The following is a 23,414-nucleotide window of genomic DNA, read 5'->3' on the forward strand; positions in this document are numbered from 1 at the left end:
ATGCGGGACTCACGCTAATCTTGGCGGGTCGGCCCATATGGGGCCAAGCTCAGGAGCCCCAGCGTCATGGCGCACAAATTCAAGATCACCGGTGCAGCGAACGACCAGTTCAAGTACGATTTTTCTTACAATGCGGAAAAGGTCTTCTGGTCGGAGAACTTCAAGCAGAAGGCCAGCGCCAAGTCGGCGATCGAGTCGGTGAAGAAGAACGCGCCGGGCGCCTCCACGGTCGACCTCTCCAAGGATGAGGCCGCCGGTTCGGGCTACCGCTTCGAAATCGTCGCCTCCAAGGATGGCCAGCACTTCGTCCGCTTCGTTGCCTCCAATGGCGAAACCATGATGCGCACCGAGACCTACAAGCAGAAGGCCAGCGCCGTGAACGCCATCGAGTCGCTGAAGAAGAACGGTCCGGCTGCCGAAGTCGTCGACGAGGCGTAATCCGCGCAAATCTCCGTTCCAAACGGAGTGTCGGTAGTCTAGTCTCCCGGCAGCAATCGCTGGGAGACAGCCACTTTATGCCTAAGATGTCCAAGTTCTTCGCCGCTCTGGCGGCTACCGTTGCCTTCGGTGTCGGCGCCGCTGTGGCGCAGGATCTGCCCGATCTGGGCGGGCGCAGCATCGTCGCGGTGACCGAAAACGCCTATGTGCCGCTCAACTTCGTCGATCCGGCGACCGGGGCCGGCGTTGGCTTCGAATACGACCTGTTCAACGAGGTCGCCAAGCGCCTCAATGCCACGGTCGATTGGCAGCTTTCGAGCTGGGACGTGATGATCCAAGCGGTGCGCGATGGTCAGTTCGATGTCGGCATGGACGGCATCACCATCAATGACGAGCGCAAGAGCCAGATCGATTTCTCCGACAGCTATCTGACCTCCCAGCAGCTGATGCTGGTCCGCGCCGACGAAAACCGCTTCACCGATGCCGCCAGCTTCGCCGCCGATGCGAACCTGCTGGTCGGCGCGCAGGCCGGCACCACCAATTTCTACGTGGCCGTCTATTCGGTGCTCGATGGCGACGAAGCCAATCCGCGCATCAAGCTGTTCGATACGTTCGGGGCCTCGGTGCAGTCGCTCGCTTCGGGCGACGTTGATACTGTGCTGATGGATAAGACCTCGGCCAATGGCTATATCGGCGCCAATCCGGGGGCCTTCAAAGTCACCGGCGAGCCGCTCGGCACCGAAGATTTCGGCTTCATCTTCACGCCGGGATCCGATTTGGTTGCGCCGGTCAATGCGGCGCTGGCCCAGATCAAGGCCGATGGCACCATGGCGGCGCTCGAGCAGAAGTGGTTCTACGAGTTTAATTCGGCGCAGTAATGCCGGCCAGCGCAGCAGCACTTATGCCCGGCCGGCAGGCCGCAGCTACTGTTGCGTCGGGCCCAGACGTGGGCCCTAACCCTTCCTGCCTCTCCCGCCTTGTGGAGGAGGCGCAAGCTCCGCGTTTGCGGCCAGCAGCGTGGAACCAACACTGACGATGACGTATATCCCCCGCCGCCCATCGCTCCTCTCCCGAACCCCCTGGTGGCTGCTGGCCATCGGGCTGCTGTTCGTGGTTGGGCTATGGGCGATCACCAGCGATGCGACCTATTCCAAGATCTTCACCGCCCTGTCGGGTGGCGTGATCACGACGCTCTGGGTAACCATCGTTGCCTTCGCCGCCGCGACGCTGCTGGGGCTGCTGGTCGCTCTCGCACGCACGTCCGACAACCGCATCCTGCGCGAGATCGCGACTTTCTATGTCGAGATCATTCGCGGGATTCCGGTGCTGGTCTTCCTGTTCTATGTCGCTTTTGTCGGCGCGCCGGGCATGGTGGCGGCGCTCAACTGGCTGCTGCAGCCGTTCGACACTTCCATCACCATCCGCCAGTTCGACTTCGTCTGGCGGGCCATCGTCGCGCTCACCATTTGCTATTCGGCCTTCATTGCCGAGATTTTCCGCGCCGGCATTGAATCGGTTGATCGCGGCCAGATCGAAGCGGCGCGCGCGCTGGGATTTTCGCGCTGGAAATGCTTCCGCCTCGTCACCTTCCCCCAGGCTTTGCGCACCATCCTGCCGCCGCTGGCCAATGATTTCGTCTCGATGATCAAGGATTCCGCGCTGGTTTCAGCGCTCGGCGTGCAGGATATTACCCAGCTGGGCAAGGTCTATTCCTCGGGCAGCTTCCTGTTCTTCGAGACCTATAACGTGGTGGCTTTCCTCTATCTCACCATGACGATCTCCCTGTCGCTCCTGGTCCGCCTGTTTGAGCGGCAGCTGCGTGACCGCCAGTATTGATCGCGCACTAACCTGCCAGTCAGTCGCCGATTTTCCTCTCCACCCATTGCGTCGCCGTTTGGTTTCACCATCTACTCTTGCAGTCCAAAGGGAGCCTTTGATGAAACGCATTGCCGCCCTCGCCGTCACTGCCGTTCTTGCCGTCACCCTTGCTGCCTGCGGCGACAGCCGCTCGGTCGGCAGCGTTGGGGTCGACTGGACCGGTAACGACATTTCCATCGATGCGCTGGCCGATCTGCAGGTCGATGGCGTGGTCTGCCACCTGGCCTATTTCAACCGCTCCTTCATCGACCGGTTGAGCCAGGGCAACTGGTTCGAGGATCCATCCTATTCGGCGCTCGATTGCTCGGTGGTCGGCCCGATCACCATCGGCAAGATCAATACCCGTCCCGGCGGTGAGGAGATCTTCCGCGAGGGGCGTTCGCTGATCTGGAAGTCGCTGCGCGTCACCCGCATCTATGACCCGACCAACAATTCGCTGATCTATCTGGCCCATGCCCGCGAGCTGCAGCAGGGTTCGGGCAAGATGAGCCTTTCGGTCATTCCCCTTGGGCCCGAGCAGGTGGTATGGACCAATGGCGCGCCCGGTGCCGCGGCCGCTCCCACGGTCAACAGCCAATAGAGCTTTGCCCGTTGCGTGCGCTTTGCTGCAATCCCCGCGCCGTTGGAATGTCTTGGCGTCTACAGCACGTATTATACAAAGGAATTTCTGGCGAGGCGCTTCATTCCAGAGCCTCGTAGTACGATATTCTATTTCAATAGCATGGGCCTCTGGCCCCAAGGAAGAAGAGAGACAATGTCAGTTCTGATCGGCGATATCGCCCCCGATTTCACCCTCGATTCCACTGAAGGCCCGATCCACTTCCACGACTATATTGATGGCTCGTGGGCAGTGCTGTTCAGCCATCCCAAGAATTTTACGCCGGTCTGCACCACCGAGCTGGGCTACACCGCCAAGCTGAAGCCCGAATTCGAGAAGCGCGGCGTCAAGGTGCTGGGCCTGTCGGTCGATCCGATCGAAGAGCACTCGGTCTGGGCCAAGGACATTGCCGAAACGCAGGGCACGGCGCTCAACTTCCCGCTGCTGGCCGATCCCAAGGGCGAAGTCGCCCGCAAGTATGACATGATCCACCCCAATGCCGACAACACGCTGACCGTCCGGTCGGTCTTCGTCGTTGGTCCGGACAAGAAGGTGAAGCTCAAGATCGAATACCCGGCCTCCACTGGCCGCAATTTCGATGAGATCATCCGCGTCATCGACAGCCTGCAGCTGACTGCCAAACACCAGGTCGCAACCCCGGTGAACTGGAAGAATGGCGAGGACGTCATCATCGTGCCGTCCGTCACCAACGAGGCTGCCAAGGCCAAGTATCCCGAAGGCTGGAAGGAACTGAAGCCCTATCTGCGCATTGTTCCCCAGCCGCGCGGCTAATCCTGCGCGCCGTCTGTTTTCTCCCTGACGAACTGGGCGGTAGCGATGCTACCGCCCTTTTTCGTCGGCTTTTCTAGCCCGCAGCGAAGCTCGAATTGGCGTCCTGCGGGCGCACCAGTTGCACGGTGCGCCACGCGGCCGCCAGGGCCAGCAGCCCCATCGCGGCACCCAGCAGGTAGACCGGCGTGACGGCGAGCTTGTAGTCGGCCACCGAGATGGCGGTGGCGAGCCCCGCCGAGTTGGCTGCGACGCCGGCCAGCGCCGCGCCGATGGCATTGCCCGCCGACTGGGTCGTCGGAATCAGCGCTGATGTGCGGTCGCGTTCGGCGTCGGAGGCTGCTTCCATCATCGTGAGGTTGAGGTAGCCATTGCAGATGCCAAAGCCGCTGCCGACGATCAGCTGGCCCACGATCACGATGGCCACTTGATCCAGCTGCAGGCCGATCAGGTCCAGCACTAGGCCTGTAGTGATCAGGGCTGGGCCCAGCTTGATCAGGATCTTGCGCGTTTCCTTCTCGCGCACATTGGCCACCGTAATGGCCGAAAAGCTCCAGCTGACTGCCAGCACGGCTGCAATCACCCCGGCCATGGTGGGGCCAAAACCCCACATTTCCTGCACCACCAGCACGAGATAGACGGCCGATCCGGCCCCGGCGACGTTGATCAGCAGCACCATCCACAGGCCCGTGCCCACCACCGAAATCGGCCGGAAGGCGTCGGGCGGCATCAGCCGGTCACGGCTGCGGCCATCGAGCCAGACCGTTGCGACCAGCAAGATGGCGGCTCCCACCAGCAGAAGCGCTGCCGGCAGCGGGGCCGCAAGACCGGCAAGTGCAACCAGCATGATGGCGAGGCCAATGGCGAACAGCCGGACGCCGGGGAAACTCACCTTGCGCGTATCGCCGGCACTTCGGGCGGGCACGGCGAAGACCACCATCACCGCAAAGATCAGCACCAGCGGCACGCTGATCAGAAAGGCGGCGCGCCACGACACCAGCTCGGTCAGCAGCCCGGCAACGGCCGGGCCGCCAAACGCTGCCACGGCCCAGATCATCGCTTGCATGCCGAAGACCTTGGGCACCAGGCGCGAGGGAAAGAGCTCGGGGATCAGCGCGAAACAGATGGCCGAGACGACACCTTCCCCCAGGCCCTGCAGCGCCCGGCCCACCAGAACCTGCTCCATCGAAGTAGCGGTGGCGGCAATCAGCGTGCCGACGAGAAATACCCCGCCCGACAGCAGCAGCGCCGTGCGCGCGCCCAGCCGTTGCTTGAGCAGGGCCGCACCCGCGCCGCCGACGATGGCGAACACCAGAAACAGCGTCAGCGCCCAGGAGATCAGCGCCACGCCGCCCATTTCCTGCACCGCCGTCGGCAGGGAAATCGAGGCCAAAAAGGCGTTGAACGCCAGCAGGGCCACGCCGATGCACAGGATCAGGGTCACGGTGGCATAGCGCGGCGAGAAGATTTCGGCCCAGCTGCTTGTCGTTGGAGAATCGGTCATCACGGGCGCTCATAATTTATGAAGTGATTGCTTGGTATATTCTCGCGCGACGAAAAGCAATGATCCTGATCGCGCTCGGGGCCGGTGCCGAGGCCAGCGTCGAACCTCATCTTAACCTGCATCGGGGCATCGTCCTCCGGCATATTGAGCTCAGGGCAACCGTTGTGACCGACCAGACCAATTCCCGCAGCGGACCGGATTTGCGCCTGATCGCGCTGGTCTTTGCCGTCGCCGCGACGATCCTGGTTGCCCGCGCCGTGTTCGGGCGGGCTGGCATGCCCTTCTTTGCCGATACCGACGATGCCATGCGCATTGTCATGGTGCGCGATTTCCTGGCCGGTCAGAACTGGTACGATCTGACACAATACCGCCTCAACACGCCCTATGGCGCGGAGCTGCATTGGTCGCGGCTGGTCGATCTGCCCCTGGCCGGGCTGGTGGCGCTGTTTACCCCTTTGGTCGGGGCCGACATGGCGATCGTGGTCGCCGGCTATATCTGGCCGATGACCCTGCTGGCACTGCTGCTATGGGTCAGCGCCATGCTGGCGCAACGCCTGGTTGGACCCGAAGGCGTGCTGCCCGCTTTGATCCTGCCCGTCTTGAGCGTACCGGTCACCGTCGAGTTCACGCCCGGCCGCGTCGATCACCACAATGTCGTCATGCTGCTCACGCTGGCCCTGATCTGGGCTGCCGTGGAAACGGTGCGGCGGCCGCGTTTTGCCATCCTGAGCGGCGTGCTGGCCGCCACGGCCCTGGCCATTGCCATCGAGTCGCTGCCCATCATTGCCGTCGCCATTCTGGTGATGGGGCTGCTCTGGGTGTTCGATCCGGCCCAAGGGCACACCATGCGGATGTTCGGGCTGGCCTTCGCCGCAGCTTCGATGGTGCATCTGGCGATTTTCCGCCCCCCGGCGCGCTGGCTGGAGGCGGCCTGCGACGTGATCTCGCCGGTCTATATTGCGGTGGCCCTGGTGGTGGCGGTGGTGTTCACCATCGCCAGCCTCATTCCGGCGCCCCGGGTGCCGTGGCAGCGATTGCTGGTGCTGGCGGTTGGCGCGGCAATCGGGCTGGGCCTGGTCATCTGGGCCTATCCGCAATGCCTCAAGGGCCCCTATGGCGAGCTCGATCCATGGCTTCAGACCAACTGGATCGCCGCCATTTCCGAGGCGCGCCCGTGGTTTGCGATGCTGAGCGAATTGCCGCCCTATGCCGTGGCCGTGGGCGTGCCGGCCTTTCTGGCGACGATTGTCGTCATCGCTCGCCTGTGGCGGGTGCGCGAGGGGCGCGCCGAATGGGCGGTGCTGCTGATTTTCGTACTCGGTGCCAGCGTGGTGATGTTGGCGCAGGTGCGGGGTGCGCGCCTTGCCATCATGACCAGCATGCCCGCTGCCGCCTGGCTGATCGTCGCGGCGCGCCAGCGGTATCTGGCGTCGCCCCGGCTGCTGCCGGCATTGGGGCTTATCGGCTCGTGGCTGGCATTTGCGGGGATCGTCCTGTCGATATTGGTCGTTGCCGTCACGACCATATTCCCGGGGCATTCCCAGGCGATGGCCGAGGCCCGGGCCAGCAAGGAGCCGTGCCTGGTGCCGGCCGCCTTTGCCGATCTGGCCGCCCTGCCGCCTGAGCGCATCATGACGCCCATCGACCTGGGCGCCCACCTGCTGCTCTATACACGCCACGAAGTGGTTGCGGCACCCTATCATCGCAACCAGCAGGGCGTGCTCGACACGTTCCGCTTCTTCAACGGGCCGATCGCCGACGCACGCGCCATCCTCGACAAGCGGGGTATCGGCCTGGTCGTGTTGTGTCCTGCCATGGCCGAGCTGCGCGGCATTTCCGACCGGTCGGACGATAGCTTCGTCAACCTCTATGAGGCGGGCACACTGCCCGATTGGCTGGTCGATGTGTCGCTGCCCGGCGCTGCGCTGCAGGTCTTTGCCGTGATGCCGCAGGAGGGCGGTGCCTAGAGCCCGAGCTCGTCGCGCAGCTTACGCGTCAGCTTGCTCGCCACGAGGCGATGGGCCTCGCGGATATAGGCCTCGATCTCGGCCTCGGTCAGCGGACTTGCCGCCGAGATCGCCACCCAGCCGGCCCGTGCGAAATAGGGCGCCGGGCGAATGCCCTCGAGCTCGGTCAGCAGGTCATAGGCCATGTCCGAAACCTTGAGCCAGACTTCCCCGGGATCCCTGTCGAGCAGGGCAAAGATCTTGCCGCCCACCTTGGCCACCGAGTCATCGCGCCATTGGCGCACCAGGGTGGCGTGCTTGAGGCCAAGCGCAAAGCGCTCGAAGCCGTCGCGGCGCATGATGGCAGGATAGGTGACGCTCATTCTGCTGATCCCAAAGCAAAAACGCCGACCCGCAAGCCGGATCGGCGCAATGTGTCGTCAAATGCCGGTCGCCGCAATGCTAGCCAGCGGCAACTCCCAACCCGATCGGGCAGGAGACGCCCGTGCCGGCCAGCCCGCAATAGCCGTTCGGATTCTTGGCCAGATATTGCTGGTGATAGGTCTCGGCAAAATAGAACATGCCCGCAGGGGCCAGTTCAGTGGTGATGGTGCCGCGCCCCTTGGCGGACAGCGCACCCTGATAGGCGGCGCGGCTGCGCGCGACGGTCTCGGCCTGCTCGGGCGTCGTCGTATAGATGGCCGAGCGGTACTGGGTGCCCACATCATTGCCCTGACGCATGCCCTGGGTCGGATCGTGCTCCTCCCAGAAGGTCTTGAGCAGGGCCTCGAGGCTGATGCGGTCGGGGTCATAGACCACCTTGACCGCTTCGGTATGCCCGGTATGGCCGGAACAGACTTCTTCATAGGTGGGGTTCGGCGTCGTGCCGCCCTGATAGCCCACGGCCGTCACGACCACACCAGGCAATTGCCAGAACAGGCGCTCGGCGCCCCAGAAACAACCAAGACCGAAATAGATCGTCTCGGCGCCTTCGAGATAGGGACCCTTAAGCGGCTGGCCGTTGACGAAATGGGTGTGAGCGACGGGCATTTCCGCTGCGCGCCCCGGCAGGGCCTCACTGGCGGAGGGAATCGCTGTGGGTTTGGATGTGAAGAACATGGCTCAAACTTCCTTTCACATGACAATTTAGGGGTCAGCGGGGCCGATTGCAGGGGGTCAGATCTGTTCCTGCCGCAAAAATCTTTCCCGTCGCGGTCGGCGTCCGGCCAGCGCCAGCACGATTCCTGGCACGCCAAACACCGCAAAGGCCGGATAGCTGAGCACGGCCTTCAGCGCGGCATCGAGCAGGTCCGCAAACATCCGGCTGTCGAAAAAGCCTTCAACCATTGCCAGGCTCGGCGGATGCAGTTGCGTCCATAGATCTGCCAGAGACGTGTAGACAATCGTGCTCGCGCCAAGCGATTTCGTGCCGTCGATTACTAGCAAAACCAGCGCAAGCCCTATCAGCCAGGTGCCCGCTATTCTTAAAACAAGCCGCATCCACATTCCTTTTGCTGGCGAGGATGGGTTGTGGTTGGCCTGCCCGCTCCACCTCACGCGCCTTTTCTTCTGGCATGCAAGGTGGCTCGTTCACAAGATGGAGCGCCCCCCGGTGAAAAACAATCGTCATCTCAGTGACGTGATCCCTTGCGCCCATGACTTTGATAAGTATATTGCGCCTCGCTCGCGTCGGCCAACTGGTCGGCCTCTCCGGCGTTTCCAGCCCGGGGATAAGGCGATGCGGAGAGGTGGCCGAGTGGTCGAAGGCGCACGCCTGGAAAGTGTGTAGACGGGGAACCGTCTCAAGGGTTCGAATCCCTTTCTCTCCGCCATATTTTTCTGAACATCGATATCTGGCTCCCGGTCGAAGACCAGGCCTAGGCTTGGCTGAGAAACCAGGCGACCAGTTCTGCGCTGTTGCTGACGCCCACCGACCGGCTGAGGCGGAGGCGGTGGGCTTCCACGGTTCGCCTGGAGAGGCCGGTTTCCTCGGCGATGGCACCATTGGTCTTGCCCTGCGCCACCATTGTCAGAATCTGTCGCTGGCGGCCGGTCAGCGTTGGCCCGCCGAGCGGCCGGTGCAGGGGCTCAAAGCAGTAAAGAGCTGCGGCGAATGGATCGGCACGGTCCTTGGAGCGTCCATTGACCCGGCACCAGAAGCGGCGCCCGTCGGCCCCAATCATGATGCGCTCGTCATAATAAACCGAGCCGTCCACCAGATGGCTGCGCCACATCTCGCCGGTGCGCACGAAATCCGCCAGGGCGGGATAGAGCCGGGAAAAGCTCATGTTCACCAGCTCGCTGCGTTCATAGCCGAACAGGGCGGCAAACTCGGCATTGCAGTCGCGAATGATGCGATGGGTGGCAAACACCATCGGCAGCGGAATGTCGGCAAGGGCGAAAGCGGCGGGCGCTGTGGACATGTCGTATAAATACGACTAACCGGTTGGCGCAGGCAATCCTAACCTCAGCATCAGGCCACACCCGCTCCGGGAGGATGCGTTGCGCAAGGTCTATGCTAGCGTTTCCGATGCCCTGGCGAACCAGCTGCAGGATGGCATGACCATCATGTCGGGCGGGTTCGGACTGTGTGGCATCCCTGAAGCCCTCATTGAGGGCGTCGAGCGCTCCGGCGCCAAGGGTCTGACGGTTATCTCCAACAATGCCGGTGTCGATGGCATCGGCCTGGGTCGGCTACTGGCGACGCGGCAGATCCGCAAGATGATCTCGTCCTATGTCGGCGAGAACCGGCTGTTTGCCGAGCAATATCTGTCCGGTGAGCTGGAACTGGAATTCAATCCGCAGGGGACCTTGGCCGAGCGCATCCGCGCCGGGGGCGCGGGCATTGCCGCCTTCTATACCAAGACCGGCGTAGGCACGCTCATTGCCGATGGCAAGGAAGTGCGCAGCTTCAATGGCGAAGACTATGTGATGGAAACCGGGTTGGTGGCCGATATCGCGCTGGTCCATGCCTGGAAGGGCGATGCCGAGGGCAACCTGATTTATCGCAAGACGGCGCGAAACTTCAATCCGATGATGGCGACGGCCGGCCGGCTCACCATTGCCGAAGTGGAGCACCTCGCCGAAGTCGGTGAGCTGGAGCCCGACACGATCCACACGCCGGGCATTTTCGTCGGTCGCGTCGTGCATGTCCCGCTGCCTGAAAAGCACATCGAGCAACGCACCCTGCGTCCCCGCTTCGAGGGAGAGAGCTGATGGCCTGGACCCGCGACCAGATGGCGGCCCGCGCCGCCCGTGAACTGCAGGACGGTTTCTACGTCAATCTCGGCATCGGTATCCCGACGCTCGTTGCCAATTACATTCCCGAGGGCATGGACGTGCGCCTGCAGAGCGAGAACGGTATGCTCGGCATGGGGCCGTTTCCCTATGAGGGCGAGGAAGATGCCGACCTGATCAATGCCGGCAAGCAGACCATCACCGAGCTTCCCGAAACCAGCTATTTTTCCAGTGCCGACAGCTTCGGCATGATCCGGGGCGGGCACATTGACCTGTCGATCCTGGGGGCCATGCAGGTCGCCGAAAATGGCGATCTCGCCAACTGGATGATCCCCGGCAAGATGGTCAAGGGGATGGGCGGCGCCATGGATCTGGTGGCGGGCGTCCAGCGCGTTGTGGTGGTCATGGAGCACGAGGCCAAGGGGCAGTCCAAGCTGCTCACAAAGTGCACGCTGCCGCTCACCGGACGGCGCGTCGCCGACCTGGTGATCACCGACCTCGGGGTGTTCACCCTCGAGCGGCGCGGTCCGCCCGCCATGGTCTTGATCGAACTGGCCGATGGCGTGACGCTTGATGAGATCACGGCCAAGACCGAAGCCAGTTTCACGGTCGCCCTGAACCAGGAGTGAGTTCGATGACCGATATCGTCATTGTCGGCGCGGCGCGCACGGCGGTTGGCAGTTTTCTCGGCAGCTTTGCCGCCACGCCAGCTCATGAACTGGGCGCTGCCGCCATCGCTGCGGCACTTGGCCGAGCCGGTGTCGCCGCCGCCGATGTCGACGAGGTCATCCTGGGGCAGGTGCTGACGGCCGGGGCAGGGCAAAACCCCGCCCGCCAGGCGGCCATGCTGGCTGGGATACCCAAGTCGGCTACGGCTTTGGGCGTCAATCAGGTCTGTGCTTCGGGCTTGCGCGCCGTGGCCGTTGGCATGCAGCAGATCGCCACCGGCGACGCGCGTATCGTGGTGGCCGGCGGGCAGGAATCCATGTCGCTATCACCGCACTGCCAGCACCTGCGCGGCGGCATCAAGATGGGCCCGGTGACGCTGGTCGATACCATGCTGAGCGAGGGGCTGGTCGACGTGTTCGGCGGCTACCACATGGGCATCACCGCCGAGAGCGTGGCGCGGCAGTTCTCGGTCAGCCGGGCCGATCAGGATGCCTTTGCACTGGCCAGCCAGCACAAGGCCGCGCGGGCCCAGGCCGAAGGCCGTTTCGAGGCCGAGATCGCCCCGATGACGGTGCGCGCCGGCAAGAGCGAAGTGACTATCAATAAAGACGAATATATCCGAGCCGATGCCAGCGCCGAGGCGCTTGCCAAGCTGCGGCCCGCCTTCGACAAGGAGGGCTCGGTGACGGCCGGAAATGCGTCCGGGATCAACGATGGCGCGGCGGCGATGGTGCTGATGCATGCCGACGAAGCGGCACGCCGCGGCTTGGCACCGCTGGCCCGTATCGCCAGTTGGGCCACGGCGGGCGTCGATCCGGCGATCATGGGCACAGGCCCCATACCGGCCTCGCAACGGGCGCTGCAAAAGGCCGGTTGGAGCGTCGGCGAGCTCGACCTCATCGAATCCAACGAGGCTTTCGCGGCGCAGGCCTGCGCGGTGTCGCGCGGCATGGGTTGGGATACCGAGCGGGTCAATGTCAATGGCGGGGCCATCGCCATCGGTCATCCGATCGGGGCTTCGGGTGCACGGATCCTCGTCACCCTGCTGTACGAAATGGTGCGCCGCGACAGTCGCAGGGGTCTGGCCACGCTCTGCGTTGGCGGTGGCATGGGCGTCGCCATGTGTGTCGAGCGTCCGTAATCCATCCATCATGATGCGCTGAGTGCCGACGTCCGGAACCGGGCGGCTCTTTTTTTCGTCGCGCTAATTCTCCCGCAATCTCAACGATTGCCGCCTTTTTGCGCGGTGATCGTCTCCCTTTGTTGGCTTCCGCAAACGCAATGCTGCCATGCACCCCGCTTGACGCGACTTGGAGTCAGTGTAAGTTACATCCGTAACAAAGGCATATATTCCGATATTAAGGAATAAGCAGGAGGACTTAGGATGAAGCGCATTGCGCTGGCAGTCGCCACCACGGCCGTTGCCCTGATGTCGGTCAACGGACTTGCATTCGCCCAGACCAAGGGCGGCATCATCGACGTCGCCACCATTGGCGAACCCCCCACCCTCGATCCGATGGCCTCCACGGCTGACCTCGTCGGTATCGTCACCCAGCACATGTTCGAGACGCTGTACACGTTCGACGCCAAGTGGGGTGCAACGCCGCTGCTGGCTGCAGCCCTCCCGACCATTTCGGAAGACGGCACGAGCTACACGATTCCGCTGCGTACCGGCATCAAGTTCCATGACGACAGCGTCATGACCGCCGCTGACGTTGTGGCTTCGCTCGAGCGCTGGATGAAGATTGCCACCCGTGGCAAGCAGGCGGCCGAAGTCATCACCGCGGTGACCGCGACCGACGATGCCACCGTCACCATTACGCTGGCCAAGCCCTATGCGCCGCTGCTGGCGCTGCTCTCGTTCAACAACGCCGCAGCGATCATCATCCCGGCCGCCAATGCTGCCCAGGATCCGCTGACCAGCTTCATCGGCACCGGCCCCTACAAGCTGCAGGAACGCGTGCCGGATCAGTATATCCAGCTCGTGCGCTTTGACGGCTACCAGTCGCTCGGCGGCGAAATCGACGGTTACGGCGGCGCCCGCAACCAGTATCTCGACGAAATCCGCTTCGTTCCGGTTCCCGATCCCAATACCCGTATCGGCGCGGCCATGGCTGGCCAGTACGACTATGTCGACCAGCTCCCCGTCGAGTCGTTCAAGCAGATCACCGATGGCGCCACCGAGCCCGTCGTGCTGGCTCCGTTCGGCTGGCCGGTGTTTATGATGAACACCAAGGAAGGCCTCAACTCCGACGTGCGCGTCCGCAAGGCCATCCAGGCGGCGCTCGCCCCTGAAGACATGATGCTGGCAGCCTTCGGTTCGGAAGACTTCTTCTCGATCGACGCTGCCTGGTATCCGGAGAGCTTCTCCTGGCACTCCGAAGTCGGCACCGAGGCTTACAAGCCCCAGGGCGACACCGAAGCTGCCAAGGCTCTGCTGGCCGAAGCCGGCTACGACGGCAAGCCGCTGCGCATCCTGACCAGCCGCCAGTATGAGTTCCACTACAAGATGGCCCTCGTGGCCCAGGCCTACCTCGAAGCTGCCGGCTTCAAGGTGCAAATGGACGTCGTGGAATGGGCAACCCTGACCACCAACCGTGCCGATCCGGCGCTCTGGGATATCTACATCACCCACAGCCCGTTCCTGCCTGAGCCGTCCCTGATGGGCATCATGTCGGATACCTCGCCAGGCTGGTGGGCAACCGATGCAAAGCATGCCGTTGTCGAAGCCTTCAACGCCGAGAGCGATGCCGCCAAGCGCGCCGAGCTGTTCGTTGAAGTTCAGAAGGTCATCTACGACGAAGTCCCCGGCTACAAGGTCGGCAACTTCAACGCACTGGCTGCCCAGAACCCCGCCCTTGATGGCGTGACCCCGGCTCCCTGGCCTTATTTCTGGAACGCCTACCTCACCGAGTAAGCTCATCCTCCCGAGCTGTGCCCGTCGCGACTTCGGTCGCGGCGGGACTTGCGGTGCGCAGGTCCGCATCGCCCATTGTCTTCGAATGGCTCCCCAACAGAGGTCTGCCAGCATATGCTTCGTTCAGCACTCAATCGCATCCTCGGCATGCTGATCGTGATGGCGCTGGTGGTCACCATCGTCTTCGTGATCGTGCGCGTGACGCCCGGTGATCCAGCCGCCGTGATGCTTGGCCCCGACGCGACGGCCGCCGACATCGAAAGCCTGCGCGAACGGTTGGGGCTCAATGCCTCGCTCCCCCAGCAGTTCATCAGTTATATTGGTGGCGTGCTGCGCGGCGATTTCGGGCAGTCGATCTTCCTCAACATGCCGGTGACGGAAGCGCTGTGGCAGCGCGCCGAGCCGACCTTCTTTCTCACCATTTTCTCGCTGGCCATCGCGACGCTGATCGCGCTGCCGGTGGGCGTGCTCTCGGCCTATTGGCGCGGCTCCCTGTTCGACCAGGCGGCGACGACCCTGGCCATGTTCGCCGCCTCGATCCCCAGCTTCTGGTTGGGCCTGATCTTCATGCAGTTTTTCGCGGTCAAGCTAGGCTGGTTCGATACATCCGGCTATGGCGGTCCCGGCGCGAGCTTTGGCGAGCGTATGCACCATCTGGTGCTGCCGGCGGTGACATTGGGCCTGATCAGCTCTGCCCTGATCACCCGCTTTACCCGCGCGTCCATGCTCGACGTGCTCAATGACGACTATGTTCGCACCGCCCGCTCCAAGGGCATGAGCGAGTGGAGGGTGGTGGTCAAGCATGCGCTCAAGAACGCGCTGATCCCCATTCTCACCGTGGTCGGCCTCACCGCCGCGCTGCTGATCTCGGGCGCTATCGTCACCGAGACCGTGTTCGGCCTGCCCGGCGTCGGAAGCCTCATCGTTTCGGCCGTGCTGCGCCGCGATTATCCCCTGATCCAGGGGGCGCTGCTGGTGGTCGCCGGGCTCTACGTTCTCGTCAATTTCATCATCGACATGCTCTATCTCATCGTCGACCCCAGGGTGCGTTACTGATGGCCGCCGTTGCACAAAGCGGGTTCCGCGAACCCAATCTGCTCATGAAGATGGCCAGCCGTCCGACGGCCATGGCCGGGTTGCTGATCATCCTGCTCATGATCGTGCTGGCGCTGCTGGCGCCGGTGCTGTCGCCCTATGATCCGGCCCAGCTGTCGGTGCGCAATCGCCTGCTGCCACCCAGCTGGCAGCATCTGTTTGGTACCGATGATCTCGGCCGCGACGTCTTTACCCGCGTGCTCTATTCGGGCCGCACGTCGCTGATGGTCGGCTTTGCTGTGGTGGTCTTCTCCTCGGTCATCGGCGTGTTCCTCGGGCTCATGGCCGGCTTCTTCCGCCGCCTTGATGCCCCCGTCTCGCGCCTGATCGACGCCATGATGGCCTTCCCCGATATCCTGCTGGCCATCGCGCTGGTGGCGGCGCTCGGGGCCTCGGCCACCAACGTGGTCATCGCCCTGGGTGTGGTCTATGCGCCCCGTCTCGCCCGCGTGGTGCGTGCGTCGACGCTGGTGATCCGCGAGCTGCCCTATGTGGAAGCGGCCCGGGCCCTCGGTGTTCCCACCCACGTGACGCTCGTGCGGCACGTGCTGCGCAACGTCACCTCGCCACTGCTGGTGCAGGCCACGTTCATCTTCGCCAATGCGATCCTGGCCGAGGCGGGTCTGTCTTTCCTCGGTGTCGGCATTTCGCCCGATATCCCCACCTGGGGCACCATGATTTCGGTCGGCCGCCAGTATCTTGAGCAGGCGCCCTGGATCATGTGGTTCCCCGGCGGGGCCATCATCGTCACCGTACTTTCTCTGCAACTTGTGGGCGACGGCCTGCGCGATTTCCTCGATCCGCGCCTCGCCAAGGATGTCTGATGTTCGATAACCGTTTCAAACCGCAAGCCCAGAACCTGCTGATCAAGGGCGCCAAGCCAGTCGGCTTCGCCCAGCCCGGTCTGCCGCCGGTCCTGGATGTGCTGGTCGCCGCCGATGGCGCAATCCTCGACGTCGGCGCCAATATCGCGGCCGACAACGCCAAGACGGTCGATGCCAAGGGCCGCTTCATCTCGCCCGGCTGGACCGACCTGCATGCCCATGTGTGGTATGGCGGCACCGATATCTCGATCCGTCCGGAGCAGGGCGGCGCATCGCGTGGTGTGACCACCATCGTCGATGCCGGTTCTGCGGGCGAAGCCAACTTCCACGGCCTGCGCGAATTCATCATCGAGCCGGCGCGCGAGAACATCTACGCCTTCCTCAACCTGGGCTCGATTGGCCTGGTCGCCTGCAATCGCGTCACCGAACTGCAGGACATGCGCTCGATCGATATCGACCGCACCATCGCCGTCATCAAGGAAAACCGCGACGTCATCGTCGGCCTCAAGGTGCGCGCCAGCGCGGTGATCTCGGGTGGCTGGGATCTGGTCCCGCTCAAGCTCGCCAAGAAGCTCAGCCGCGTGCTCGACCTGCCGGTCATGGTGCATGTGGGCGAGCCGCCTCCGCTCTATGATGACGTGCTGGGCCTGCTGACCGAAGGCGACATCGTCACCCACTGCTTCAATGGCAAGCAGGGTGGTTCGATCATCGAGGACGAGGATCTCTACAAGCTCGCCGAAGACGCAGCCAAGCGCGGCATCGTGCTCGATGTCGGCCATGGCGGCGCGTCGTTCTCGTTTGATGTGGGCAAGGCAGCCCTCGAGCGTGGCCTGCTGCCCACCACCATTTCCACCGACCTGCACAATCGCTCGCTCGATACGTCGGTTTGGGACATGGCGACGACGATGAGCAAGCTGCTCTCGCTGGGCATGGGCATGGAAGACGTGATCATTGCGTCTTCCACGGCCCCCAAGCGCGCCATCAACAAGCCCTCGGAAAACCTGCTGACCAAGGGCAAGCCGGCCGAATTCACCCTGTTCGATCTGGTGGAAGGCGATCTAGTGGTCACAGATAGCCAGGGTGCCAAGAGCACGCTGCGCCAGACCTTCGAGCCCCGCTACGCCATCCTCGGCGCCGAAGCGGTGACCGCCCATCGCCATCAGCCGATCGCCGCCGGGGAGCCCGGGCACAAATGCCCGAGCTGCGGGTGGAAGTCATGACGGGAACGCTCTCGCAAGACACGATCCTGTCGGTCCGTGACCTGCGGACCTGGTTTGTCAGCAAGCGCGCGACGGCCAAGGCCGTGGACGGCGTGACCTTCGACCTCAAGCGCGGCAAGACACTTGCCGTGGTGGGCGAGTCCGGGTCAGGCAAATCGGTCACCAGCCTCTCGATGATGGGGCTGCTGGCCAAACCGGGTCGCATTGCTGGCGGTGAAATCCTGTTCCGCGATCGTGCGGAAAAAGTGCATGACCTTGCCAAGTTCAGCCCCAAGGAATTTCGCGCCATCCGCGGCAGCGAGATCGCGATGATTTTCCAGGAGCCGATGACCTCGCTCAATCCGCTCTACACGGTGGGCGACCAGATCGGCGAGATGATCGGGCTGCACAGCAAGATCAGCCGGCAGGAAGCGCGCGCCAAGGCGCTCGAAATGCTCAAGCATGTCGAGATCCCCGACGCTGCGCGCCGTCTTGATGACTATCCGCACCAGATGTCGGGCGGCATGCGCCAGCGCGTCATGATCGCCATGGCGCTGAGCTGCAATCCCTCCCTGCTGATCGCCGACGAGCCGACAACCGCGCTCGACGTGACCATCCAGGCGCAGATCCTTGACCTGCTACAGCGCCTGCAGGCCCAGTTCGGCATGTCGATCCTGTTCATCACCCACAACCTGGGTGTGGTGGCCGAAGTCGCCCATGACGTGGTGGTGATGTATGGCGGGCGCGTGGTCGAGCAGGCGCCCGTCAATTCGCTGTTCGCGCATCAGACCCACCCCTACACCAAGGGGCTCCTGGCCTGTACGCCGGACGCCACGCGCGATCTGGGCACGGATGGCGAGCGCCGTGCACTCTATTCCATTCCCGGTTCGGTGCCGCCCATCACCAATCTGCCGCCCGGCTGCGCCTTCGAGCCGCGTTGCTCGATGGCCGTCGAGGCCTGCCGCACCGGCCTGCCGCCGCTGATCCCGGCCGGGCCCGAAACCTTCTCGCGCTGCATCAGGAGCCACGAGCTATGACCCAGCCGATGGACGAAACCCCGCTCCTCAGCGTGCGCGGACTGACCAAACACTTCGCCGGCCGAAACGGCATGGTCGTGCATGCCGTCGAAGATGTGAGCTTTGACGTCAAGCGTGGCACCACCGTTGGCCTTGTTGGCGAAAGCGGCTCCGGCAAGACCACCGCTGGCCGCTCGATCCTGCGGCTTGTGGAACCCAGTGGCGGGCAGGCCATTTTTGATGGCACCGACATTTTCGCCCTCAAGCCGAGCGAAATGAAGCAGTGGCGCAAGCGCCTGCAGATCGTCTTCCAGGACCCCTATTCGAGCCTCAATCCGCGCATGCGGGTCGACGCCATCATTGGCGAGGCCCTCGATGCACGTGGTTATCCGCGTGGGGCCAAGCGGCGCGAGCGCATTGCCGAACTGTTGACGCTGGTGGGCCTGCCGCCGGACTATGCGCGGCGTTTTCCGCATGAATTTTCTGGTGGCCAGCGCCAGCGCATCGGCATCGCCCGGGCCCTTGCCGTGGAGCCTGAATTCATCGTCGCGGACGAGCCGGTTTCGGCGCTCGACGTGTCGGTGCAGGCGCAGGTGCTCAACCTTCTGGGCGACCTCCAGAAGCAGCTGGGCCTCACCATGCTGTTCATCGCCCATGATCTCAGCGTCGTGGAGTATCTCTGCGACGAAGTGGTGGTGATGTATCTGGGCCGAGTGATGGAGCGGGGCCCCTCGCGCCAGGTCTATGCCCAGACCCAGCACCCCTACACCAAGGCCCTGCTGGCCACTGCGCCGGTGCCCGACCCTACCCGCAAACGCACCCATGTGCCGCTGCAGGGGGATATTCCCTCGCCGATCAATCCGCCCTCGGGTTGCGTCTTCCGCACCCGCTGTCCGGTGGCAATCGATGCCTGCGCCCAGGCCGTTCCGCCGGTCGAGCATATCGGCGGCAACCATCACGTCGCCTGCATTCGTCGCGGCGAGCTTTAGTTCTAGTGGAGTTTCTACCTATGAGCATTTCCGAGCTTGCCATGCGGCCGGATGCGTCTCCGTATGACCGTCTGTCGGCTCTGGGCATTGTGCTCCCCGAGGCGCCATCGCCCATTGCCAACTTTGTGACCCATGTCGCAGAAGGCAAGCTGCTGTTCCTGTCCGGGCAGGGCCCGACCGAAGCCAATGGAACGCTGCATTCCGGCAAGGTCGGTGCCGATGTGTCGGTGGCCGACGCCTATGCCCATGCCAGGCTGACCGGGATCAATCTGATCGCTGTGATGCAGGCTGCGCTTGGCGACCTTGGCCGCGTGCGCCGCGTCGTCAAGCTGCTCGGCATGGTCAATGCCACGGCCGACTTTGCCGACCACCCAGCGGTGATCAATGGCTGCTCGGACCTGATGAACGAGGTGTTTGGCGAGCGTGGCGTCCACGCGCGCTCGGCCGTCGGCTTCAGCTCGCTGCCCAACCAGATCACCGTAGAGATTGAGGCGATTGTGGCCTTCGACTAGGTCTTGTCGCCAACCTGATGCACCATTGCCGCGCTAATCGAGAGTAGAAAATGACCCAGGATATCCGCACCCAGCTTGGGCTCCGCCAGGTGATCAACGTGTCCGGCACCATGACGTCGCTGGGTGCCTCCATCGTGGTGCCCGAAGCGGTTGACGCCATCACGCGGGTGCTGACCCAGTTTGTCGAAATGGGCGACCTGCATCGCCGGGCCAGCACGGCGATTGCCGACCTGACGGGCGCGGAAGCCGGCTTCGTCACCGCATCCTGTTCGGCGGCGATCAGCCTTGCCGTCGCGGCGGCCATTACGGGTGACAATCTGTGGGCCATCGAGCAACTGCCCGACACCGGCAGCCTCAACAATGAAGTGCTGATCCAGGCCGGGCACATGGTCAGCTATGGCGCGCCCGTCGACCAGGCCATCCGCATCGCCGGCGGCAAGGTCGTCCAGGTTGGGCAGGCCACCAGCGCCCATGCCTATCAGCTCGCGGGCGCCATTACCGAGCGCACCGTCGCGGCGGTCTACGTCGTTTCCCATCACGTGGTCGAATATGGCCAGATCCCGCTCAAGACCTTTGCCGAGGTCTGCCATGCCCGTGGCGTAAAGGTGATCGTCGACGCGGCGTCGGAATATGACCTGCGCAAGTTCCTTGCCGATGGCGCCGACGTGGTGCTCTATTCCGGACACAAGTTCCTCGGCGGCCCCACCTCGGGCATCTGCGCGGGCGACAAGGCATTCATCCGCAATATCTACCTGCAGAACCGCGGCATCGGCCGTGGCATGAAGGTGGGCAAGGAAGGGGTTGCCGGCGTCATTGCGGCGCTCGAAGCCTGGAAGGTGCGCGACCACGACGGCATTCGTGCCCGAGAGCGCCAGGCGCTCGACCTGTGGGTGGAAACGCTCGATGGCCGCCCCGGCATTGAAGCCACCATTGTTCCCGATCCCACGGACAACCCGCTCGATCGCCTTCGGGTGCAGATCGATCCGGAAGCCGCCCGTATCACGGCCTGGGATTTCGCCAGCGCCATGGCACGGGGTGACCGCCCGGTGATCGTGCGCGACCACGAGGCCGAGCATGGCTACTTCTTCCTCGATCCGTGCAATCTTCATCCCGGCCAGGAAGCCATTGTCAGCGAGCGGCTGGTCGAGGAACTCGATCGGGCGCAGCGTTCGAACGAGGTGATCTCCACCCCGTTCAACGAGCGCCTGCTGGCGCAGGAAGCCGCCATCTTGAAGTGGCTTGAGTGAGAGCGTAAAAAACGCCCGCATCTGGAGCGCGCCCGTGAGCGACATCGAAAGCAAGGCCGAACCGGCAGCGCGCCGCTCGCGCACCAGCGGCATCGACCGGGCGCTGCAGATCTTCGACCATCTGCAGCGCGTCGAGCAGGCGACTACCGCCTATGAGATTGCCCGGGCCATCGGCGCACCCCTCTCCACCATCTATTCGATCATCGATGACCTGGTGGACAAGGACCTGCTCGATCGCGACAGCAACGGCCTGATCTGGCTGGGCCAGCGTCTCTACCACTATGGCCTCTCCTACGCGCGCAGCCTCGACCTGCTCACCGCCGCCATGGCCGAAATGCATGAACTGGCGCGCCAGTCGACTGAAACCGTGCAGGTTTGCGGCAGGGATCAGGACATGATGGTGGTGCTGGCCATGGAAGATGGCACTGGCCAGTTCAATGTCAGCTCCCGCGTCGGCTCGCGCAGCCCACTCAACTGGACGGCTTCGGGCCGCTTGTTGGTCGGACACCTGCCCGAGGATGAACTCCTCCGGATCTTTGCGCGCTCGGCGCGGGTATCGCCCACCGGCCGCGCCGAGACCGATCCCAAAGTGCTGGCCGAAAATGCCCACGAGGCCCTGGCGCAGGGCCTTTCGATCCAGGCTGGCGAGTCCGATTTTGCCGTGGCCTGTATTGCCGCGCCCGTGCTCGATGCCGCCGGGCGCTGCCACGCGACCATGTCCATCGTGGTGCCCGAGCATAAGGTGCACCAGAAGGACCCGGACCTCATCGCCCTGGTGCGCGACAGTGCGCGCCGCGTCGAAAGCCGGCTCGGCTGGCGCCGCACCGCCCAGTAGCGCCGGAACGCTGGCATCCCCGATCCGTTGCGCTGCTAAGGGTTGTTCCTGCTCAAATAGAAATTGCAACGTTGCACAACATGTGTTTACCTCAGGTGTGCTTGGCGGAGCGGACTGGCAGGTCATGCAGCTAAGTGGTGGTGCGAAGTGATGCCTCCCGGCGCGGCGGCGCTTATGTCCTCCGGGTGCCGTTGCGGCGGGAGCTCCTGTCACTGTACGGACGCGCAATCCACCTGAGCTCGCTTCCCAACTGCGCGGCGCCGCTCTGGCGGCGCCTTTTTTTGAGCAGGGCAGTTGTGGCGCGCCAATGCCAGCGGACGCCAGGATTATTCGTGGTGTTGCGATCCACGGGACACAGCCGACCAGCAGGCACGCGACATCGACCGACGTCCGGCATCGGCAAGACAGCATCCATCTGGGCAGCCGCGAGCTAGGCGGTTTTGCGCAGGCCTTCGGCGACGGGCTTTGCAGCCGGCGCGCTTGTCACCGGGCAGTTCAGCTCGTTGCGCAATTGGGCGCTGGGCGTGAAAACCACCGTCTGGCGCGGCATGATCTTGTGCTCGGTGCCGGTGCGCGGATTGCGTCCCAGCCGCTCGGCCCTGGCGCGCAATTGCAGCGAGCCGAACGAGGTCAGCTTAACGTTCTCCCCCGCCATCAGCGCCTCTCCCATCAATTCAAACATGGCCTCTGCAACCGCGGTCACGTCTGCCCGGCTAAGCCCGGTTCGCCGTGCAGCAGCTTCGCTGAGCATGGCTCGCGTAATTGTCGTGTTCAATTGTGATGTCCCCCGCACAAATTCATATGGGGAAGTTAATTCACTGTCCAGTCCGGCCCATTGGTGGCATTTAATATGAGCTGATCGTTCAACTTATGTTGACATAACTTAGAATGGTTATAAGCTACGGCACGTATTAAGAAGGCACACAGCACGAATCGTGGGCGGCAATCCGGTGCTTCAAGACCGGTCGCCCTCAGCAAATTTGAGGTCCTCAGTGAGACTGACGCGTCAATCCAACTATGCGATCCGCACCCTGGTCTATTGTGCCGTCAACGAGCCCGGACTCAGCCGCGTGGCTGACATTGCCAAGGCCTACAACATTTCCGAGCTGTTCCTGTTCAAGCTGATCAAGCCGCTGGTGGAAGAAGGCCTCCTCGCCACCGTGCGCGGCCGCCATGGCGGCATCAAGCTGGGCCGCAAGGCCGAGGACATTACCCTGCTCGACACCATCCGCCTGACCGAAGAGAACTTTGCTCTGGCGGAGTGCTTCGAAGATGGCGCCGATTGCCCGCTGATTGGCGAATGCGATCTCAACGGCGCGCTGCGCGAAGCCCTCGGGGCGTTCTTCGACGTTCTGGCCAGCTACACCATTGCCGATCTGGCGAGCAAGAAGCGCTCGATCCGCGATCGCCTTGGCCTGACCGCGATCGAGGCCGTGATGGAGCCCGCGCACTAGCGCGTTCTGGCCCGCCTGCACTGCAATGAACCCCGGCCATCGCGTCGGGGTTTTGCTTTTCTGGCGTTCGTAGAAATATATGAGTTTGAGACTCATATTAACATGTGGTTTGTTCCTGTCATCATCTGAACCCCTTCGGCCGCTGCGGTGGTCGTCCTCCGGGTTCGGGCCGAGACGACGGGGCTTGCTGCTGCCGTCTCCCCGGGCAGGTCAGGGTCCTCAACGCCCTGGCCTGCCTTTATTCTGCGCCTTCCCGGGCGGCGCGCG

General features: G+C 63.4%; 25 protein-coding genes, 1 tRNA gene and 1 pseudogene. 21 read left to right on the forward strand and 6 right to left on the reverse strand.

Annotation, left to right across the window (positions count from 1 at the left end; translation table 11 throughout):
* Positions 1–66: 66 nt before the first annotated feature.
* From ACZ5WT_RS07320 to ACZ5WT_RS07345, 6 genes and pseudogenes are all read left to right on the forward strand, one after another.
* A pseudogene (locus tag ACZ5WT_RS07320) lies at positions 67–186 on the forward strand (YegP family protein); the annotation flags it as partial.
* A gap of 90 nt (positions 187–276) precedes the next feature.
* A complete protein-coding gene (locus tag ACZ5WT_RS07325) occupies positions 277–438 on the forward strand; it encodes a YegP family protein (RefSeq protein WP_464287164.1) in 162 nt (53 codons plus the stop codon).
* A gap of 77 nt (positions 439–515) precedes the next feature.
* A complete protein-coding gene (locus ACZ5WT_RS07330; RefSeq protein WP_464286716.1) occupies positions 516–1,316 on the forward strand; it encodes a transporter substrate-binding domain-containing protein in 801 nt (266 codons plus the stop codon).
* 157 nt (positions 1,317–1,473) lie between these two features.
* A complete protein-coding gene (locus ACZ5WT_RS07335; protein ID WP_464286717.1) occupies positions 1,474–2,274 on the forward strand; it encodes an amino acid ABC transporter permease in 801 nt (266 codons plus the stop codon).
* A 97-nt stretch (positions 2,275–2,371) separates the two neighbouring features.
* A complete protein-coding gene (locus ACZ5WT_RS07340; protein WP_464286718.1) occupies positions 2,372–2,896 on the forward strand; it encodes a CreA family protein in 525 nt (174 codons plus the stop codon).
* Between the two features lie 174 nt (positions 2,897–3,070).
* The gene (locus ACZ5WT_RS07345; RefSeq protein ID WP_464286719.1) at positions 3,071–3,706 is read left to right on the forward strand and encodes a peroxiredoxin; all 636 of its coding nucleotides are present in this window, start codon (positions 3,071–3,073) and stop codon (positions 3,704–3,706) included.
* Between the two features lie 73 nt (positions 3,707–3,779).
* On the opposite strand, the gene ACZ5WT_RS07350 is transcribed toward ACZ5WT_RS07345, so the two are convergent.
* The gene (locus ACZ5WT_RS07350) at positions 3,780–5,207 is read right to left on the reverse strand and encodes an MFS transporter (protein WP_464286720.1); all 1,428 of its coding nucleotides are present in this window, start codon (positions 5,205–5,207) and stop codon (positions 3,780–3,782) included.
* A 59-nt stretch (positions 5,208–5,266) separates the two neighbouring features.
* Between ACZ5WT_RS07350 and ACZ5WT_RS07355 the strand changes: the two genes are divergently transcribed.
* On the forward strand, positions 5,267–7,174 hold the full coding sequence (locus tag ACZ5WT_RS07355; RefSeq protein WP_464286721.1) for a hypothetical protein: 1,908 nt from the start codon (positions 5,267–5,269) through the stop codon (positions 7,172–7,174).
* On the opposite strand, the gene ACZ5WT_RS07360 is transcribed toward ACZ5WT_RS07355, so the two are convergent.
* The 3 genes from ACZ5WT_RS07360 to ACZ5WT_RS07370 form a co-directional block, all read right to left on the reverse strand.
* Complete coding sequence (locus ACZ5WT_RS07360) at positions 7,171–7,536, reverse strand: MmcQ/YjbR family DNA-binding protein (RefSeq protein WP_464286722.1); 366 nt, start codon at positions 7,534–7,536, stop codon at positions 7,171–7,173. The genes ACZ5WT_RS07355 and ACZ5WT_RS07360 overlap by 4 nt on opposite strands.
* Before the next feature lie 79 nt (positions 7,537–7,615).
* Positions 7,616–8,272, reverse strand: a complete 657-nt coding sequence (msrA, locus tag ACZ5WT_RS07365; protein WP_464286723.1) for a peptide-methionine (S)-S-oxide reductase MsrA — start codon at positions 8,270–8,272, stop codon at positions 7,616–7,618.
* Between the two features lie 57 nt (positions 8,273–8,329).
* A complete protein-coding gene (locus ACZ5WT_RS07370; protein WP_464286724.1) occupies positions 8,330–8,653 on the reverse strand; it encodes a hypothetical protein in 324 nt (107 codons plus the stop codon).
* A gap of 242 nt (positions 8,654–8,895) precedes the next feature.
* Here ACZ5WT_RS07370 and ACZ5WT_RS07375 point away from each other — a divergent pair.
* Positions 8,896–8,985: transfer RNA gene (locus tag ACZ5WT_RS07375), tRNA-Ser, on the forward strand.
* Positions 8,986–9,030: 45 nt separating this feature from the next.
* Here ACZ5WT_RS07375 and ACZ5WT_RS07380 read toward each other — a convergent pair.
* Positions 9,031–9,576 (reverse strand): helix-turn-helix transcriptional regulator, encoded by a 546-nt coding sequence (locus ACZ5WT_RS07380; protein WP_464286725.1) that lies wholly within the window; start codon positions 9,574–9,576, stop codon positions 9,031–9,033.
* Between the two features lie 79 nt (positions 9,577–9,655).
* Here ACZ5WT_RS07380 and ACZ5WT_RS07385 point away from each other — a divergent pair, with 79 nt between their 5' ends.
* The 12 genes from ACZ5WT_RS07385 to ACZ5WT_RS07440 all read left to right on the forward strand — a co-directional run bounded on the left by ACZ5WT_RS07385 (position 9,656) and on the right by ACZ5WT_RS07440 (position 21,693).
* Positions 9,656–10,369: a CoA transferase subunit A gene (locus ACZ5WT_RS07385; RefSeq protein WP_464286726.1), complete on the forward strand. Its 714-nt coding sequence runs from the start codon at positions 9,656–9,658 to the stop codon at positions 10,367–10,369.
* Positions 10,369–11,019, forward strand: coding sequence for a 3-oxoacid CoA-transferase subunit B (locus tag ACZ5WT_RS07390; RefSeq protein WP_464286727.1), 651 nt, complete (start codon positions 10,369–10,371; stop codon positions 11,017–11,019). The genes ACZ5WT_RS07385 and ACZ5WT_RS07390 overlap by 1 nt, the downstream gene beginning before the upstream one ends.
* 5 nt (positions 11,020–11,024) lie before the next feature.
* Entirely contained in the window at positions 11,025–12,200 is a 1,176-nt protein-coding gene (locus tag ACZ5WT_RS07395; RefSeq protein WP_464286728.1) for an acetyl-CoA C-acetyltransferase, read from the forward strand.
* Between the two features lie 243 nt (positions 12,201–12,443).
* Positions 12,444–13,976 (forward strand): ABC transporter substrate-binding protein, encoded by a 1,533-nt coding sequence (locus ACZ5WT_RS07400; protein WP_464286729.1) that lies wholly within the window; start codon positions 12,444–12,446, stop codon positions 13,974–13,976.
* A 114-nt stretch (positions 13,977–14,090) separates the two neighbouring features.
* Positions 14,091–15,032, forward strand: a complete 942-nt coding sequence (locus ACZ5WT_RS07405; RefSeq protein ID WP_464286730.1) for an ABC transporter permease — start codon at positions 14,091–14,093, stop codon at positions 15,030–15,032.
* 44 nt (positions 15,033–15,076) lie between these two features.
* Positions 15,077–15,895 (forward strand): ABC transporter permease, encoded by an 819-nt coding sequence (locus tag ACZ5WT_RS07410; RefSeq protein ID WP_464287165.1) that lies wholly within the window; start codon positions 15,077–15,079, stop codon positions 15,893–15,895.
* On the forward strand, positions 15,895–17,115 hold the full coding sequence (locus ACZ5WT_RS07415; RefSeq protein ID WP_464286731.1) for an amidohydrolase/deacetylase family metallohydrolase: 1,221 nt from the start codon (positions 15,895–15,897) through the stop codon (positions 17,113–17,115). Before ACZ5WT_RS07410 ends, ACZ5WT_RS07415 begins: the two co-directional genes overlap by 1 nt.
* A complete protein-coding gene (locus ACZ5WT_RS07420) occupies positions 17,088–18,131 on the forward strand; it encodes an ABC transporter ATP-binding protein (protein WP_464286732.1) in 1,044 nt (347 codons plus the stop codon). Before ACZ5WT_RS07415 ends, ACZ5WT_RS07420 begins: the two co-directional genes overlap by 28 nt.
* A gap of 8 nt (positions 18,132–18,139) precedes the next feature.
* Positions 18,140–19,099 (forward strand): ABC transporter ATP-binding protein, encoded by a 960-nt coding sequence (locus ACZ5WT_RS07425; RefSeq protein WP_464287166.1) that lies wholly within the window; start codon positions 18,140–18,142, stop codon positions 19,097–19,099.
* Positions 19,100–19,119: 20 nt separating this feature from the next.
* On the forward strand, positions 19,120–19,611 hold the full coding sequence (locus ACZ5WT_RS07430; RefSeq protein WP_464286733.1) for a RidA family protein: 492 nt from the start codon (positions 19,120–19,122) through the stop codon (positions 19,609–19,611).
* 50 nt (positions 19,612–19,661) lie between these two features.
* Positions 19,662–20,858 carry an aminotransferase class V-fold PLP-dependent enzyme gene (locus ACZ5WT_RS07435; protein WP_464286734.1) on the forward strand — a complete coding sequence of 399 codons (1,197 nt, stop codon included), beginning with the start codon at positions 19,662–19,664 and terminating at the stop codon, positions 20,856–20,858.
* 34 nt (positions 20,859–20,892) lie between these two features.
* The gene (locus ACZ5WT_RS07440) at positions 20,893–21,693 is read left to right on the forward strand and encodes an IclR family transcriptional regulator (RefSeq protein ID WP_464286735.1); all 801 of its coding nucleotides are present in this window, start codon (positions 20,893–20,895) and stop codon (positions 21,691–21,693) included.
* A gap of 430 nt (positions 21,694–22,123) precedes the next feature.
* Here ACZ5WT_RS07440 and ACZ5WT_RS07445 read toward each other — a convergent pair whose 3' ends face one another.
* Positions 22,124–22,468, reverse strand: coding sequence for an integration host factor subunit alpha (locus ACZ5WT_RS07445; RefSeq protein WP_464286736.1), 345 nt, complete (start codon positions 22,466–22,468; stop codon positions 22,124–22,126).
* A gap of 217 nt (positions 22,469–22,685) precedes the next feature.
* On the opposite strand from ACZ5WT_RS07445, the gene rirA reads away from it, so the two are divergent.
* The gene (rirA, locus tag ACZ5WT_RS07450; RefSeq protein ID WP_464286737.1) at positions 22,686–23,147 is read left to right on the forward strand and encodes an iron-responsive transcriptional regulator RirA; all 462 of its coding nucleotides are present in this window, start codon (positions 22,686–22,688) and stop codon (positions 23,145–23,147) included.
* The last annotated feature ends 267 nt before the right edge of the window (positions 23,148–23,414 follow it).

Source organism: Devosia sp. T2-14 (assembly GCF_055397495.1).

Bases quoted from the DNA above. Each gene is read 5' to 3' on its own strand.
- ACZ5WT_RS07370 (WP_464286724.1), bottom strand. From the start codon at position 8,653: ATGCGGCTTGTTTTAAGAATAGCGGGCACCTGGCTGATAGGGCTTGCG.
- ACZ5WT_RS07400 (WP_464286729.1), top strand. From the start codon at position 12,444: ATGAAGCGCATTGCGCTGGCAGTCGCCACCACGGCCGTTGCCCTGATG.
- ACZ5WT_RS07435 (WP_464286734.1), top strand. From the start codon at position 19,662: ATGACCCAGGATATCCGCACCCAGCTTGGGCTCCGCCAGGTGATCAAC.
- ACZ5WT_RS07335 (WP_464286717.1), top strand. From the start codon at position 1,474: ATGACGTATATCCCCCGCCGCCCATCGCTCCTCTCCCGAACCCCCTGG.
- ACZ5WT_RS07380 (WP_464286725.1), bottom strand. From the start codon at position 9,576: ATGTCCACAGCGCCCGCCGCTTTCGCCCTTGCCGACATTCCGCTGCCG.
- ACZ5WT_RS07355 (WP_464286721.1), top strand. From the start codon at position 5,267: ATGATCCTGATCGCGCTCGGGGCCGGTGCCGAGGCCAGCGTCGAACCT.
- ACZ5WT_RS07395 (WP_464286728.1), top strand. From the start codon at position 11,025: ATGACCGATATCGTCATTGTCGGCGCGGCGCGCACGGCGGTTGGCAGT.
- msrA (WP_464286723.1), bottom strand. From the start codon at position 8,272: ATGTTCTTCACATCCAAACCCACAGCGATTCCCTCCGCCAGTGAGGCC.
- ACZ5WT_RS07350 (WP_464286720.1), bottom strand. From the start codon at position 5,207: ATGACCGATTCTCCAACGACAAGCAGCTGGGCCGAAATCTTCTCGCCG.
- ACZ5WT_RS07425 (WP_464287166.1), top strand. From the start codon at position 18,140: ATGGACGAAACCCCGCTCCTCAGCGTGCGCGGACTGACCAAACACTTC.
- ACZ5WT_RS07360 (WP_464286722.1), bottom strand. From the start codon at position 7,536: ATGAGCGTCACCTATCCTGCCATCATGCGCCGCGACGGCTTCGAGCGC.
- ACZ5WT_RS07420 (WP_464286732.1), top strand. From the start codon at position 17,088: ATGCCCGAGCTGCGGGTGGAAGTCATGACGGGAACGCTCTCGCAAGAC.
- ACZ5WT_RS07345 (WP_464286719.1), top strand. From the start codon at position 3,071: ATGTCAGTTCTGATCGGCGATATCGCCCCCGATTTCACCCTCGATTCC.
- ACZ5WT_RS07390 (WP_464286727.1), top strand. From the start codon at position 10,369: ATGGCCTGGACCCGCGACCAGATGGCGGCCCGCGCCGCCCGTGAACTG.
- ACZ5WT_RS07410 (WP_464287165.1), top strand. From the start codon at position 15,077: ATGAAGATGGCCAGCCGTCCGACGGCCATGGCCGGGTTGCTGATCATC.
- ACZ5WT_RS07415 (WP_464286731.1), top strand. From the start codon at position 15,895: ATGTTCGATAACCGTTTCAAACCGCAAGCCCAGAACCTGCTGATCAAG.
- ACZ5WT_RS07430 (WP_464286733.1), top strand. From the start codon at position 19,120: ATGAGCATTTCCGAGCTTGCCATGCGGCCGGATGCGTCTCCGTATGAC.
- ACZ5WT_RS07330 (WP_464286716.1), top strand. From the start codon at position 516: ATGCCTAAGATGTCCAAGTTCTTCGCCGCTCTGGCGGCTACCGTTGCC.
- ACZ5WT_RS07405 (WP_464286730.1), top strand. From the start codon at position 14,091: ATGCTTCGTTCAGCACTCAATCGCATCCTCGGCATGCTGATCGTGATG.